General features: G+C 69.9%; 12 protein-coding genes. 7 read left to right on the top strand and 5 right to left on the bottom strand.

The features are described from left to right. The first annotated feature begins 7 nt into the window (after positions 1-7). A complete protein-coding gene (locus tag AC3ERT_RS28265; RefSeq protein WP_335974465.1) occupies positions 8-439 on the top strand; it encodes a carboxymuconolactone decarboxylase family protein in 432 nt (143 codons plus the stop codon). A 28-nt stretch (positions 440-467) separates the two neighbouring features. Here AC3ERT_RS28265 and AC3ERT_RS28260 read toward each other — a convergent pair whose 3' ends face one another. Beyond that, positions 468-2,015: an FG-GAP and VCBS repeat-containing protein gene (locus AC3ERT_RS28260; RefSeq protein ID WP_435129270.1), complete on the bottom strand. Its 1,548-nt coding sequence runs from the start codon at positions 2,013-2,015 to the stop codon at positions 468-470. A 204-nt stretch (positions 2,016-2,219) separates the two neighbouring features. Here AC3ERT_RS28260 and AC3ERT_RS28255 point away from each other — a divergent pair, with 204 nt between their 5' ends. Together AC3ERT_RS28255 and AC3ERT_RS28250 are read left to right on the top strand one after the other, a co-directional pair. Further along, positions 2,220-3,620 carry a helix-turn-helix domain-containing protein gene (locus tag AC3ERT_RS28255; RefSeq protein ID WP_435177540.1) on the top strand — a complete coding sequence of 467 codons (1,401 nt, stop codon included), beginning with the start codon at positions 2,220-2,222 and terminating at the stop codon, positions 3,618-3,620. A gap of 326 nt (positions 3,621-3,946) precedes the next feature. Further along, positions 3,947-5,005, top strand: a complete 1,059-nt coding sequence (locus tag AC3ERT_RS28250; protein ID WP_435129436.1) for a glycoside hydrolase family 19 protein — start codon at positions 3,947-3,949, stop codon at positions 5,003-5,005. A gap of 108 nt (positions 5,006-5,113) precedes the next feature. Here AC3ERT_RS28250 and AC3ERT_RS28245 read toward each other — a convergent pair whose 3' ends face one another. The 4 genes from AC3ERT_RS28245 to AC3ERT_RS28230 form a co-directional block, all read right to left on the bottom strand. Further along, positions 5,114-5,758, bottom strand: a complete 645-nt coding sequence (locus tag AC3ERT_RS28245) for a DUF3159 domain-containing protein (RefSeq protein ID WP_435177538.1) — start codon at positions 5,756-5,758, stop codon at positions 5,114-5,116. Positions 5,759-6,188: 430 nt separating this feature from the next. After that, on the bottom strand, positions 6,189-6,317 hold the full coding sequence (locus AC3ERT_RS28240) for a hypothetical protein (protein WP_435177536.1): 129 nt from the start codon (positions 6,315-6,317) through the stop codon (positions 6,189-6,191). 63 nt (positions 6,318-6,380) lie between these two features. After that, a complete protein-coding gene (locus tag AC3ERT_RS28235; RefSeq protein WP_435177621.1) occupies positions 6,381-7,139 on the bottom strand; it encodes an ABC transporter permease in 759 nt (252 codons plus the stop codon). 587 nt (positions 7,140-7,726) lie between these two features. Then, a complete protein-coding gene (locus tag AC3ERT_RS28230; RefSeq protein WP_435177534.1) occupies positions 7,727-8,584 on the bottom strand; it encodes an ABC transporter ATP-binding protein in 858 nt (285 codons plus the stop codon). A 250-nt stretch (positions 8,585-8,834) separates the two neighbouring features. On the opposite strand from AC3ERT_RS28230, the gene AC3ERT_RS28225 reads away from it, so the two are divergent. The 4 genes from AC3ERT_RS28225 to AC3ERT_RS28210 all read left to right on the top strand — a co-directional run bounded on the left by AC3ERT_RS28225 (position 8,835) and on the right by AC3ERT_RS28210 (position 13,144). Next, positions 8,835-9,278, top strand: coding sequence for a lamin tail domain-containing protein (locus tag AC3ERT_RS28225; protein ID WP_435177532.1), 444 nt, complete (start codon positions 8,835-8,837; stop codon positions 9,276-9,278). A 361-nt stretch (positions 9,279-9,639) separates the two neighbouring features. Then, positions 9,640-10,629: a hypothetical protein gene (locus AC3ERT_RS28220; RefSeq protein ID WP_435129255.1), complete on the top strand. Its 990-nt coding sequence runs from the start codon at positions 9,640-9,642 to the stop codon at positions 10,627-10,629. Positions 10,630-10,683: 54 nt separating this feature from the next. Beyond that, on the top strand, positions 10,684-12,222 hold the full coding sequence (locus AC3ERT_RS28215; RefSeq protein WP_435177530.1) for an amino acid permease: 1,539 nt from the start codon (positions 10,684-10,686) through the stop codon (positions 12,220-12,222). A 67-nt stretch (positions 12,223-12,289) separates the two neighbouring features. Continuing rightward, on the top strand, positions 12,290-13,144 hold the full coding sequence (locus AC3ERT_RS28210) for a GNAT family N-acetyltransferase (protein ID WP_435177528.1): 855 nt from the start codon (positions 12,290-12,292) through the stop codon (positions 13,142-13,144). The last annotated feature ends 16 nt before the right edge of the window (positions 13,145-13,160 follow it).

Below are 13,160 nucleotides of genomic sequence, written 5' to 3'. Positions count from 1 at the left end.
CACCCCCATGTCGAACCTCAACCCCACCGCCGCCGCCCCCGACGCCCTCCAGGCGCTGACCGACCTCAGCCGGATCGCCGGCGACGGCCTCGCCCCCGACCTCGCCGAACTCGTCAGCCTGCACGTCTCCCAACTCAACGGCTGCACCTACTGCACCGGCCTCCACCGCAAGGGCGCCCTCGCCGCCGGACAGTCCTCGGCCAAGCTCGCGGCGCTGGACGGGTGGGCCGACTCGGCCGAGTTCACTCCCGCCGAGCGCGCCGGGCTCGCCCTCGCCGAACACCTCACCCGGCCGGTCGGGGGCACCGTCCCCGCCGACGTCCACGCCGAGGCCGCCCGCCACCTCGGTGACACCGCGACCGTCCGCCTGACCTGGACGATCGCGGCCACCAACGCCTGGAACCGCATCGGCATCGCCGCCACGAGCCTCAACCAGTAGCCCTCCCCGCGGCCCGACCGACCTCCCGTCAGGCGCTCTGGTCCAGGTCCAGATCGCGCGGCGTGGTGCTCAGTTCGTCACCGAAGTAGGCGCCGACACCGCTTGTGCCCATGGTGACGGACCCGAAGTTGACGGTCCCGGTGCCGGTCAGCCCGGTACCGGTGCCGTGCAGCACCCACACCGCGCCGTTCCCGCCGTTCTCGTCCGGGTCGCCGATCACCACCTGGGCCGGGTCGGACGACTCCGCGGGTATCACCCCCGTCACCGCCCCGAACCGGTCCCCGCTCTCGGACACCCCGGGCACCCCGGCGGAGTTCTGGCTGAACACCTGCGAACCGGCCCCCGTCACCCCCTTCGCCGTCCCGCGCAGCAGGACGAACGAGCCGGCATCCGTCAACCCGTCGTAGTCCTCCCCCGGTATGCCCGCCACGATGTCGGCATACCCGTCCCCGTTCACATCCCCGACCGCAACGGACGCCCCCATCCGGTCCCCGGTCTCACTCACACCGGGCACCCCCGCGGTGTCCTGGTTGATCCACTGCGGCGCCAGCGTGCTGCTCTGCCCACCGGGCCCGCCGTACGCGACCGCCACCGCGCCGCCCTTCACCGGCAGGTCCTCGTCGCTGTCGTAGAAGTCGGTGCTGTGGCCGAAGACGATGTCGCCGTAGCCGTCCCCGTTCACATCACCGATCGCCACGCTCTGGCCGGGCAGCCGCTCCCCGCCCGCCTGCCTGGCATAGCCGGCTGACGTGAAGCCGTTCGCGCCGCCCAGCAGGATGTACCCACGATACGCGTCGGACTCGTCCGTGTCCGTCACCAGCGCCACCAGGTCGCTGATGCCGTCCCCGTTGACGTCCCCGGCCGCGATGCTGTGCAGGATCACCGTGATCCCGCTCGCCACTTTCCACAGGTCGAGGTCCGACACCGAGGCGACCTTGCCGTCCCTGCCGATCCCGGACAGCGTCCACAACGACTGGTCACCGTGGGACGTGACCAGCTCCGGCCGGCCGTCGCCGTCGAAGTCCCCGGCCTGGAGGAACCCACCGACTCCCGCGCGGGCCGTGGCACCGGTGTCAACAGCGGTGGCGTCCCCCAGACCGGACGGACCGCCCCACAACACCGTCACCATGCCCGCGTCGACACCCGACGCACCACTGCCGACGTCCTCGCCCGACGCACCGACGACCAGATCCGTGTAGCCGTCCCCGTCGAGGTCCACCGGGACCACCGTGGACCCGAAACGGTCGCCCGTCTCCGACGCACCCGGTATCCCCGGGCTGTCCTGGCCGAACAGATAGTGCTTCGCCTGATCCACGCCCCCGGCCGCTCCATACACGACCGACACATAGCCCGCCGCTGCCTTCCCGCTCGCCGTACCGTTCGGCGAACCGACCGCCATGTCGGCGTGGCCGTCCCCGTTGAAGTCGACCACCGGCACCTTCCGCGCCGTCCCCGCCTCCACTCCCACCGCCCCGGCGGGAGCGGCCGCCGCGCCTGCCGCTCCCGCGGCAACAGCCATGACAACGGCGACCGCCGACGCGACCTTGCGTCTGCCACCGGAAATGCGTCGAGACATATGAGCTCCGTTCCACCGCCACCGGACCGACCGCCGCCCGTACTCCAGGCGAACTCCCGGCGAACACCGCACCGTACGACTCGCCACCCGCGCCAACAGTTGTACGGCCCGCCCCCGACGCACCCGCCCTCCCCCGCACCTGCTTTCGCCGTTCGGGTACCCGAGGTGCTTGGATGAAGGCAACGGCGTTAAGGGGAGGAAGCGTTGTCGGATGCAGCAGAGCCCGGGGAGACCAACGAGTTCGCAACACTGTTGCTCGAACTCAAGAACCGCTCCGGCCTGAGCTACGGAGCCCTCGCCAAGCGGCTGCACATGAGCACCTCCACCCTGCACCGCTACTGCAACGGGACCGCGATCCCCACCGAGTACGCCCCGGTGGAACGCCTCGCCCGCGCCTGCCGCGCCACCCCGCAGGAACTCGTCGAACTCCACCGCCGCTGGGTGCTGGCCGACGCCATCCGGCGGGCCAAAGCCGCGCAACCCGCCCCGCCCCCACCCCCACCCCCGGCCCCAAGCGCCCCGATCCCGGCACCGGAGCACCCCGGCCCCGACAGCCCGGAAGGCTCGGACACGCCGGACGACTCGGACCGCCCTACCACCGGCACGACCACCGCCCCACCGGACCAGCCGGGCCAACCGGCCCACCTCGCGGCACCGACCGCTCCGGACGAGCCCGTCGTCTCCAGCCTCCCGAGCAGCCCCACCTCCCCGCGCCGACGCCGCACCGCTCTGATCGCGTCCGCCGCAGCCGCCGTCATCCTCGCTACTGCCACGCTCGTCACCCACCCCTGGAGCGGCAACGACCACGACTCCCGGGACCAACAGGCGGTCGGCGCCACGGCGAACAGCACCGCGAACGACGCCGCGCCACCCTCCCCCACCTCCTCCCCAACCAGCCCTCACCGCACCCCCACCTCCTCCCCGTCGACCAACGGCTCCGGCGCAACCGGCACTCCGCATCCCAGCTCCACCCCCACGACAACCGCTCCTCCCGACACCCTCGGCAACGCCACTCCTGTCACGGTCGGCGTCCGTCCCTACGTCTACGACAGCCCGTGCAGCCAGCACTTCCTCGTCGACAGCGAACCCGCCCAGGTCGGTCCGCCGGCGGGCGAACAGGACGCCACTCGCTGGGCCGCGGCCTACGGCGCCGTCTCCTCCGACGAGCAGCGCGTCGCCCTCACCGTCCAGGGCACAGGCTCGGAAACCGTCGTCCTGGAGGCCCTGCACGTCCGCGCCCTCACCAAGAGCGCACCGCTCGCCTGGAACGACTACTCCATGGGCGTCGGCTGCGGCGGCGGCGTCGACTCCAAGTCCTTCGACATCGACCTCGACAACGGCAGCCCCACCGTCACCGTCAAAAACGGCCAGCGCGACTTCCCCTACAAAGTCAGCGAGTCTGATCCCGAGGTCTTCTACGTCACCGCCCATACCAAGGCACACGATGTCCGCTGGGACCTCACCCTGGACTGGTCCAGTGGCAGCCACCACGGCACCGTCCACATCGACAACAACGGCTCCGCGTTCCGCACCAGCGCCGATGTCGACCGCCCCGGCTACGACTACCCGCTCGGCAGCAGCGACTGGATCACCCGCGACAGCTGACCAGCGCCGACCCGTACGCCCTCCGGGACGCCGGGGGGCAGCGCCGTGCCGCTCACGGCATCCGGCCACCCCGCTCATCTCCCGTTCTCTCCCCATCTCGCCCCTCCCTTCTGCCGTTTCACACCCTCTCCGTAACCCCTGCACCACGGACAGCATCGGACACCACCGCGCGCACAACGGGCCCAGTCCCACCTCTCACACCTCCCGACCACCACCGAGGATTGGTCTGGACTATTGACAGGTTCAGACCATTTCCGTTTGAGTGCTGCTCCCGGTCCCACTTCGCACCCCCCACTAGGAGTGGTCACGTGTCCAGACAACGGTTCATCGCCTTCCTCACCGCACTCGCGGTAGCGGTCGGCCTGGCTGTCCTGGTCCCCTTCGCATCCACCGCCTCGGCCGCCGACTGCGCGGCCGCTTGGAGCTCCTCCTCCGTCTACACCGGCGGCCAGACCGCCTCCTACAACGGGCACAACTGGTCGGCGAAGTGGTGGACCCAGGGCGAGACGCCCGGTGCCGCCGACGTCTGGGCCGACCAAGGCGGCTGTGGCAGTTCCTCCGGCGGCTCGACCGGCGGCAACGGCAGCTGCAGCTACCCCGCCTGGGTCGCCGGCCAGAACTACGTCACCGGCGACATCGTTCAGTACAGCAACGGCAGCGACTACATCGCCACCCACGACAACCCGGGCTACGACCCCACCATCAGCACCTGGTACTGGAGCCCCTACACCTGCTCCGGCGGCGGCACCACGCCCCCCAGCAGCGGCGGATTCGTGGTCAGTGAGGCCCAGTTCAACACGATGTTCCCGAACCGGAACCCCTTCTACACCTACGCTGGGCTCACCGCCGCCCTCAGCGCCTACCCGGGCTTCGCCACCACCGGCAGCGCCACCGTGCAGAAGCAGGAGGCCGCGGCCTTCCTCGCCAACGTCAGCCATGAGACCGGCGGCCTCGTCTACATCGTGGAACAGAACACCTCCAACTACTCGCACTACTGCGACACCAGCCAGTCGTACGGGTGCCCGGCCGGCCAGTCCGCCTACTACGGACGCGGCCCCATCCAGCTGAGCTGGAACTTCAACTACAAGGCTGCCGGCGACGCGCTCGGCATCGACCTCCTCGACAACCCCAACCTGGTGCAGACCGACGCGGCCGTCGCCTGGAAGACCGGCCTCTGGTACTGGGACACCCAGACCGGGCCCGGCACCATGACCGCGCACAACGCCATGGTCAACGGCGCCGGCTTCGGCGAGACCATCCGCAGCATCAACGGCAGCGTCGAGTGCAACGGCGGCAACCCGGCCGAGGTCCAGGACCGCGTCAACGCCTACGAGAACTTCACTTCCATCCTCGGCGTCCCCGCCGGAAGCAACCTCTCCTGCTGACCTGAGCCCAGCTCCACCCGCGCCCCGCGCACAGACGCGTCCCGCCCCAAGCGGGGCGCGTCAGCGCGTGGCAACGACGATCCTCCAGAACACACCGCCGCCGGAGCATCACCGGCCGCCGACCGCACTCGCCGCCAGGGCCACCGCAGGAGCAGCACCAAACGTCGCGCCCGCGCCACCTGCCGCTATCTCCTGCGAGCCGGCGCCGCTCACCCGCTCACGAACTCCCTTCACGAAGAAGCGCGTGAACACCACCGGCAGCCCCAACCCCACTATCTGGGCGCCGACGCACGACAGCATCCCGGAGTCCACAGCCTCGCAGGCGAGGGTGGCGACCGCGCTGAGCGCGAAGCCGACCGCCCACACGCCGGTCAGCACCCCGCAGATGCGGCGAAACACCGGAGACCCCCAAACCGCCTGCGGAGTACGGCGCTTGGCAATGCCCAGGACGAACGGCCGCCGAACGAGCAGCGTCACCGCCGCTATCAGCGCCGCCAGCCACGCCGGCGACAGCCCACTCGCATAGTCGCGCACGGGCGCGTGCGGGTCGACGAAGGCCACCGCGGTCAGCACGCCGAAGTAACCCACCGCGCCGAACTCCAATATCTGCGCGTCCGCGGGCACGCCGGCTCGGCGGTCCTTCGCCAGGAACAGCGCACCCAGCGCGAGTGAGAGGAGCGCCGCCCACGACCAGACGAGCCCCGATACAGCGGAGAACACGATCCAGGGGAAGAAGCCCCGCAACTGGCTCACGACAGCCGTCCTTTCCGTTAATATGCGAATTCACGGTCTCGCGGGATTTCCCGCTGCTCGAAAATGTACGGGCGAGACCGCGCCGTGTCGTCCACCCCAGGGTTGATTCGCAGGTGGAGAAATTTGTCCACCCTGGCTCCACCCGTGGGTTGACGACATATCGCGCAGCGCGTCGTAGCGTTGACCAAAACGAAGGCGAATCGCGCTTGTTCGGCACGGCCGTTCCCTCGTTTCCTTCCCACGGCTCGAACACGAGAATGCGAGGCCGCCATGTCCATGAATATCAACCAAATTCGCCGTCGGCTCCGAGGCCGGCGCGAACTCCCCACGATCACGCCGGAACCGCCCACGGACCGGCCTTCCCGGCCCCAGCCCCCGCTCCCGCCCCCGCTCCCGCTCCCGCTCCCGCTCCCGCTCCCGCCCGGACGATTCAACGAGCCGCGCGCACGCGCGATATAGCGGACAACCACGGGAGCCCACCACGCACCGCGGTCAGCGCGGTCAGCGCGGTCAGCGCGGTCAGCGCGGTCAGCGCGGTCAGCGCGGTCACCGCGGTCACCGCGGTCAGCGTCGCGCCCCACCGAGCTTCCACCGCCGCACGGCGCTGCCTCGCAGCGCTGCCTCAAGCGTCGTTGCGGCTCTTCCACCGGAAAGTGAACAGACACAGCAGCAGACCACCGACGCACCACGCGCCGAGAACGAGGGCGGTCCGGCCGAACTCCCAGGCGCCGGAGGGTTCGAGGGCGGCCGCGGCCTGCGGGAGGAAGACGCCGCGCAGACCTTGGCAGAGCCATTTGAGTGGAAAGAACGAACCGACCGTGAGCATCCAGTGCGGAATCGTGTCAATCAAGATGTAGACGCCGGAGATGAACTGGAGCACCAGGAAGGGGAGAACGACCACTGAGGTGGCACTGCGACCGGACCTCGGCACACTGCTGATCGCGATGCCGAGAAGCGCACAGCCGGTGATGCCGAGTACGAACACCCAGCCGAAGGTCAGCCACTTGACGGGCGTGGAGGGCAGATCCACACCGTACACAGTGGTGCCGAAGACAAGAAGGATGGCCGTTTCGAGGATACCCGTGGTCAAGACCAGCCAGATCTTTCCGAGGAAGTACGCAGCCGGCGGCATGGGGGTGCCGCGCAGTCGCCGCAGGACTTTCTCGTCCCGCTCGATGGCGATAGAGATGCCCAACGACTGAAAGCTGGTCGACATGATGCCGGAGGCGATCATGGATGTGACGTAGTACTGGGAAGCGCTGGTGCCGGTGTTCTTCATGTTGTCGCTGAAGATCGAAGCGAAGAGGAAGAGGAAGATGATGGGGAAGGCGAAAGTGAAAACAACCTGCTCGCGCTGGCGGAAGAAGAGTTTGATCTCCATCGCGCCTCGCAGCAGGCCGAGTTGCCAGGCCCCGGGCAATCGCACACCGCCAGCGGCGCGGCCGGGCCCCGCGCCAGCACCGGCCTGCGGCCCAGGGCCGCCGACATCCGCCGGCCCGGCAACGGAAGTGGGCACGGTCTCGGACCCGGGAGCCGGCGCAGGACCAACGCCGGGCATGGGCACCGCCCCGGGGTCGGCCACGGACACAGGATCAGCGACGGACACAGAGTCGGACTCGAACGTGGGAGCGAGCCCGACGCGGAACCCGGACCCGGCAGCGGGCGCGGCTGCGGCCACCGGCTCAGGGCCACCCTCGGACGCGGGGCCCGCGCCAGCCCCAGGGGGACCCTCGAACGTAGGGCCCGCGCCGACCACGGCACCGCCCTCGGAACCGCCCACGGAAGCAGGGCCACCCGACGCCCCTGGTTCAGCTGCGCCCCCTGGCTCGGCCCCGGCCTCGGCCCCCGGTTCAGGACAGTGCTCGGGACCACCCTCGGGATCACGCCCGGGACCACCCTCGGGACGACGTTCGGGATCACCGTCGGGGCGACCCTCGGGATCACGCTCGGGAGAAGGAACGGGAGCAGTCATCGCGGGGGCTCCTGTCCGATGAGGCGCAGGTAGACATCCTCGAGGGTCGGTTGGGTGACCCGTAGCCCGGGGATCTCGCCGTCGAAGCGCCGGGCGAGTTCGGTGATGGTCCGGGTCGGGGTGTCGGCCTCTTCGGCGCGCGGGGTGCCGTCGGGTCCGGTCCAGTGCACGGTGGCGCGTGCGTCGGCTCGGCCGGCGAGGGTGCTGGGGGTGCCCACGGCGACGACGCGGCCCGCGGTGACCACGGCGAGCCGGTCGGCGAGGGCTTCGGCTTCTTCCAGGTAGTGGGTGGTGAGGATGATGGTGGTGCCCTCGTCGGCGAGGGAGCGGATGAGTTCCCAGAACTGGCGCCGGGCGGCGGGGTCGAAGCCGGTGGTGGGTTCGTCGAGGAGGAGGAGTCGGGGGTTGCCGATGACGCCGAGGGCGACGTCGAGGCGGCGGCGTTGGCCACCGGAGAGGGCCTTGACGCGGCTGGCGGTTTTGGATTCGAGGCCGACCAGCGCGATCACCTCGGCCGGGTCGCGGGGGTGCGGGTAGTAGCGGGCGAAGTGCCGTACGGTCTCGCCGACGGTCAGTTCGCTGACTGCGGACTCGTCCTGCCAGACGATGCCGACCTGCGCTTTCCATGTGCGGTCGGCGGTGGCGGGGTCGGCGCCGAGGACGTTGACCTCGCCGGCGTCGCGGGAGCGGTGGCCCTGGAGGATCTCCACGGTGGTGCTTTTGCCGGCACCGTTGGGCCCGAGGACGCCGAACACCTCGCCGGTGCCGATGTCCAGGTCGAGCCCGTCGACGGCGAGTACGTCGCCGTAGCGCTTGCGGAGCCCCCGTACGTGTACTGCATCCCCCTTTGACATGTGAACAGTGTGCCGCGCGGCGGGAGTCCGTTGAACGGGATCGACGGAATGGCGTGAGGGCCGGTGTACGGGGGTGGCTGGTGGGGGTGGGCGGGTGGTTGAGGAGGGGGGTGGGTCGGCGATGTGTCCCGGTTGGGTAACGGGCGGACGGTGCGCGGGGTTCGTCCTTACTCTGACTGTCCTACCGGGTTCGCCAGGGGGCTCCCGGGTTCGATCTGGGGACGTCAGGGACATCATGAAGCGATTTCGTATGCTCGCCGCAGGGGCCGTGGCCGGGGCTGCTGTGGCCGGGGCGGTGCTGGTGCCGACGCCGGCGAGTGCGTCGGCCGGGTCCGTGCACCTGTACAAGATCTACTACAACAGCCCGGGGGTGGATCAGCGGACGAACGCCAGCTTGAACGCGGAGTATGTGCAGATAGCGAACACCACGAGCAAGGCCGCGAATCTGAAGGGGTGGACGCTGACGGATGCGTCGAAGCACAAGTACAGCTTCACGAATTACACACTTGGCGCACACAAGACCGTGACCATTCACACCGGTAAGGGGCGGAACACGGCGGCGAACCGGTATCAGGGGCGCTCGGCGTATGTCTGGAACAACGACAAGGACACGGCGACGCTGAGGTCGGCGAAGGGCGCCAAGGTCGACAGTTGCTCGTACAACTCGACGCGGGTGGCCTACAAAATGTGCTGACGCCGGTCGGGCGGGAGGGCGGTCGGCCAGAGGGACAGTTGGCCGCACTCCCACCGTTTTCGGGCGGGACCTTTGGTGGCCTTTGGCGGTCATGCCGCACCAATGCCCCATCAATGCCGCAAAGGCGAGCCGCACGCGGGAGCACCTTGGCAGGTATTTGACACACCGTTAAATCCACTCGTAGAGTCATCCCCCGTCAACTCGGAGTAATTCCCCATGCCATGGGCGGCGCAGAGCGGAATTTCCGTTGTGGCGCGTCCCAAGAGCCGTGACCACCCCCGCTCCGTGCGGGGAGACGGCTTGCCCCTCGGCCACGGGGATACGCACCGACGATGGAGATCGAGGACGGGGATGCACGGTGATGGGCCGGCGCCAGCGCGAGCCACGGAAGAGATTACGGACCCCGTCCTTCGAGGGGCGGTACATCTGGCACTCCGCGGCCGACGACCGCCAGTTGGCCGACGCGTGCGTGGATGTGCAGGCCGGCCGTTATCTGAGCACGTCGGAGGTCCTGCGGGCGGCTAAGGACGACTTCGGGTTGCGTGCGCACCGCTCGCTGGTGCTCGCCGCCGAGGCATGGGACTCGGACCTGACGGAGCGTTGGGTCGCCGAGGAGCCGAACGCCGAGTCCGCGCTGTTATGGGCCCGGGTCGCGGTCCTGCGTGCGGTGCGCGCCGCGGACACCAAGGATGACCGCGCCACCGCGCTGTACCGGATCGCCCACACCGCCTGCCAGCAGGCGGCGGAGCACGCGCCGGACGACCCGACACCGTGGGTGGCCCAGTTGTCACTGGCCCGCTTCCACCGGTCGTTCGACCCGGCCCCGCAGGGACTGTTGACCGCACCGCCCGGCCCCTGGCGGCTGCTGCACCACATCCTGCGGCTCGACCCCTGGAACCGCGAAGCCCACCACCGCTTCCTGTCCATCTACTTCCCCCGCAACGGCGGCAAGGCGTCCGAGGTCTGGGACGTGGCGGCCTTCCTCAGCCAGCGCGCCCCCAGCGGCTCGGCGCTGTCCCTGCTCCCGCTGGTGGCCCTGGTCGAGAACTACAACCCCTCGGCGCCGCTCGCCTACAAGTTGTGGGAGCAACCGCCCTGGAGCACAGCGGCTTTGGGCATCTACCACAAGTGGCTCCCCCACGTGCCCGAGTACCGCTTCACTCCGGTGGTGGACCTGTCCTACCTCGCACACGCGCTGGTGATGGCGCGCAAGGAGTTCGAGGCGCGGGCGGCCTTCATGCTGATGGGCCCGTACGCCTCACGCATGCCCTGGAGCGCGTTCGGCGCCCCGGAGGAACAGCTCACGAAGGCCCGCGAGGCGTGCGGCCTCACCGTGCCCGGCAGTCCGTGAGCCCGACCTGTACCGACCGATCGACCGAGCCCCCCACCAGAACGGATAGTTCGCATGTCCGACCCCGCACTGCACACCCGCTCCGGCAGGACAGACCAGGCGCCGCCGGCCGCCCTCGACGACGACGCCACGCTCCACGCGATGGGCTATCCGCGGAAACTGACCCGCCGATTCCGGGCATTCGACAATTTCGCCATCTCATTCACCATCATCAACATCATATCCGGCATCTTCTCCGCGTTCGGCATGGGTATGGCCGGCGGCGGGCCACGCATCCTCGTCTTCGGCTGGATCGGCGTGTCGGTCATGGTGCTCTTCGTCGGCGCCGCCATGGGCGAGATCGCCTCGGCCTACCCGACCAGCGGCGCCCTCTACTTCTCCGCCGGCAAGCTGGCCAAGCGGCACAGCGGCGCCTGGTCCTGGTACACCGGCTGGCTCAACTTCATCGGCCAGGTCGCCGGCACCGCCGCCACCGACTACGCCGCCGCGACGTTCATCCAGTCCTACCTGGCCATGCAGTGGGACTACACCCCCACCCTGCACAGGACCGTCCTGATCACCGCGGTCATCCTGCTGGTGCACGCCCTGCTCAACACCTACACGGTGCGGTTGGTCGCCCTCATCAACCGGATCTCCGTGTGGTGGCTGATCGCCGGCCTGCTGATGATCGTGATCTCGCTGGTCACGGTGCCCTCCCACCACCAGCACCCGGGCTACGCGTTCCACTACGCCAACACCACCGGCTTCCACAGCGCGCTCTACGCCGGGCTGCTCGGCCTGCTGGTCACCAGCTGGACGTTCACCGGGTTCGACGGCAGCTTCCACATGTCCGAGGAAACCGTCCAGGCCACCGTCAACGCGCCCAAGGGCATCGTGCGCGCCATCGGCTACTCGGCCCTCACCGGCCTGGTGCTCATGCTCGCCCTGGTCTACTCGATCCACGACTACGCCGGCGAGGTCTCATCCTCCGCCCCGCCGGTGCAGATCCTGCTCGATGCCCTCGGCCAGGGCCTGTCCAAGGCGATCCTGGTCGTCATCATCGGCGCGATGCTCTTCTGCGGTCTGGCCAACATGACCTCCAACACCCGGATGATCTTCGCCTTCTCACGGGACGGTGCCATGCCCGGCTCGCAGCTGTGGCACTCGGTCTCCCCGCGCACCCGCACCCCCGTCAAGGCGGTCTGGCTCGCCGCGGCCTCGTCGCTGGTGCTGGTCCTGCCGGGCTGGTGGTCGCACACCGCGTTCAGCGCCGTGGTCAGCGTCAACGTGGTGGGCCTGTTCCTCTCCTACGGCATCCCGATCTTCCTGCGGCTGCGGCTGAAGGACCAGTTCGAGGCCGGGCCGTGGCACCTGGGGCGCTGGAGCACACCGGTCGGCATCGTCGCCGTGGTGTGGATCATCACCAGCAACGTGCTGTTCATGCTGCCGCAGGCCACGCCGATCACGGCGACCACGTTCAACTACGCGCCGATCGCCCTCGCGGTGGTCCTGGTCATCGCGACGCTGTGGTGGTTCGCCACCGCCCGCAAGTCCTTCCACGGGCCGGTCAGTTACGGCGGCCCCGACGAAGTCGCCGCGATGGACCTGGTCTGAACGAGCCCACCCGGCACCCAGCAGCCCGACGCAGGACCGGCACCCGCCGGCGGAAGGAGCAGCACGCATGCCGACCGACCTCATCGTCACCCAGGCGACCCCCGCCGAGTGGGACGAGATCGTGGCGTGGACCGCCGCCGAGGGCTGGAACCCCGGCCACGGCGACGCGGCCCACTTCCTGCCCAGCGATCCGGCCGGCTTCTTCGTCGGGCGGCTGGACGGACGCGTCGTGTCGGCCGTCTCTGTCGTCGTGTACTCCCCGCAGTACGCCTTCCTCGGCTACTACCTGGTCCACCCCGAACTCCGCGGCACCGGCCTGGGCCTCGCCACCTGGAACGCCGCCCTCCCCCATGCCGCCGGCCGGGTGATCGGACTCGACGGGGTCCCGGCCCAGCAGGCCACGTACGCGCGTGCCGGGTTCGTCCCCGCCTACCGCAACGTCCGCCACACCGGCCGCCCCCGTACGTCCGGTGCGGCGCCGGACCCCGCCGCCCTCGCGGTGGCGCCGCACCACCACCCGGCGATCGCGGCGTACGACCGCGGCTGCTTCCCCGCCGCCCGGGCCGGCTTCGTCTCACGCTGGCTGGACGGCCCCGGGCACACCGCCCGGGTGCTGCTCGGCGCCGACGGCCGCGTCCGCGGGTACGGCGTGATCCGCCCGGCGCACCAAGGCCACCGCATCGGCCCGCTGTTCGCCGACCGCCCGGAAGACGCCGCGGTCCTCTTCGACGCGCTCGTCGCCACCCTGCCGCCCGGCGCCGAGGTGGCCATCGACGTGCCCGACCGCTATCCGGCCGCCGCCGAGCTCGCCACCGACCGCGGCCTGACCGCCACTTCGGAGTGCCTGCGGATGTACACCGGTCCGGCCCCGGCCAGCCGGGTCGAAGCGGTCTACGGCACCACGACCCTCGAACTGGGCTGACCCCAGGGCCGAACGG

It is taken from the genome of Actinacidiphila sp. bgisy145 (assembly GCF_057708125.1).
Note: the sequence above shows the minus strand (reverse complement) of the source record. Positions and strands in the feature narration are given on the sequence as shown.

Coding starts and splice junctions, on each gene's coding strand:
- AC3ERT_RS28265 (WP_335974465.1), top strand. CDS start 8: ATGTCGAACCTCAACCCCACCGCCGCCGCCCCCGACGCCCTCCAGGCG.
- AC3ERT_RS28260 (WP_435129270.1), bottom strand. CDS start 2,015: ATGTCTCGACGCATTTCCGGTGGCAGACGCAAGGTCGCGTCGGCGGTC.
- AC3ERT_RS28235 (WP_435177621.1), bottom strand. CDS start 7,139: ATGGAGATCAAACTCTTCTTCCGCCAGCGCGAGCAGGTTGTTTTCACT.
- AC3ERT_RS28230 (WP_435177534.1), bottom strand. CDS start 8,584: ATGTCAAAGGGGGATGCAGTACACGTACGGGGGCTCCGCAAGCGCTAC.
- AC3ERT_RS28225 (WP_435177532.1), top strand. CDS start 8,835: ATGCTCGCCGCAGGGGCCGTGGCCGGGGCTGCTGTGGCCGGGGCGGTG.
- AC3ERT_RS28220 (WP_435129255.1), top strand. CDS start 9,640: ATGGGCCGGCGCCAGCGCGAGCCACGGAAGAGATTACGGACCCCGTCC.
- AC3ERT_RS28215 (WP_435177530.1), top strand. CDS start 10,684: ATGTCCGACCCCGCACTGCACACCCGCTCCGGCAGGACAGACCAGGCG.
- AC3ERT_RS28210 (WP_435177528.1), top strand. CDS start 12,290: ATGCCGACCGACCTCATCGTCACCCAGGCGACCCCCGCCGAGTGGGAC.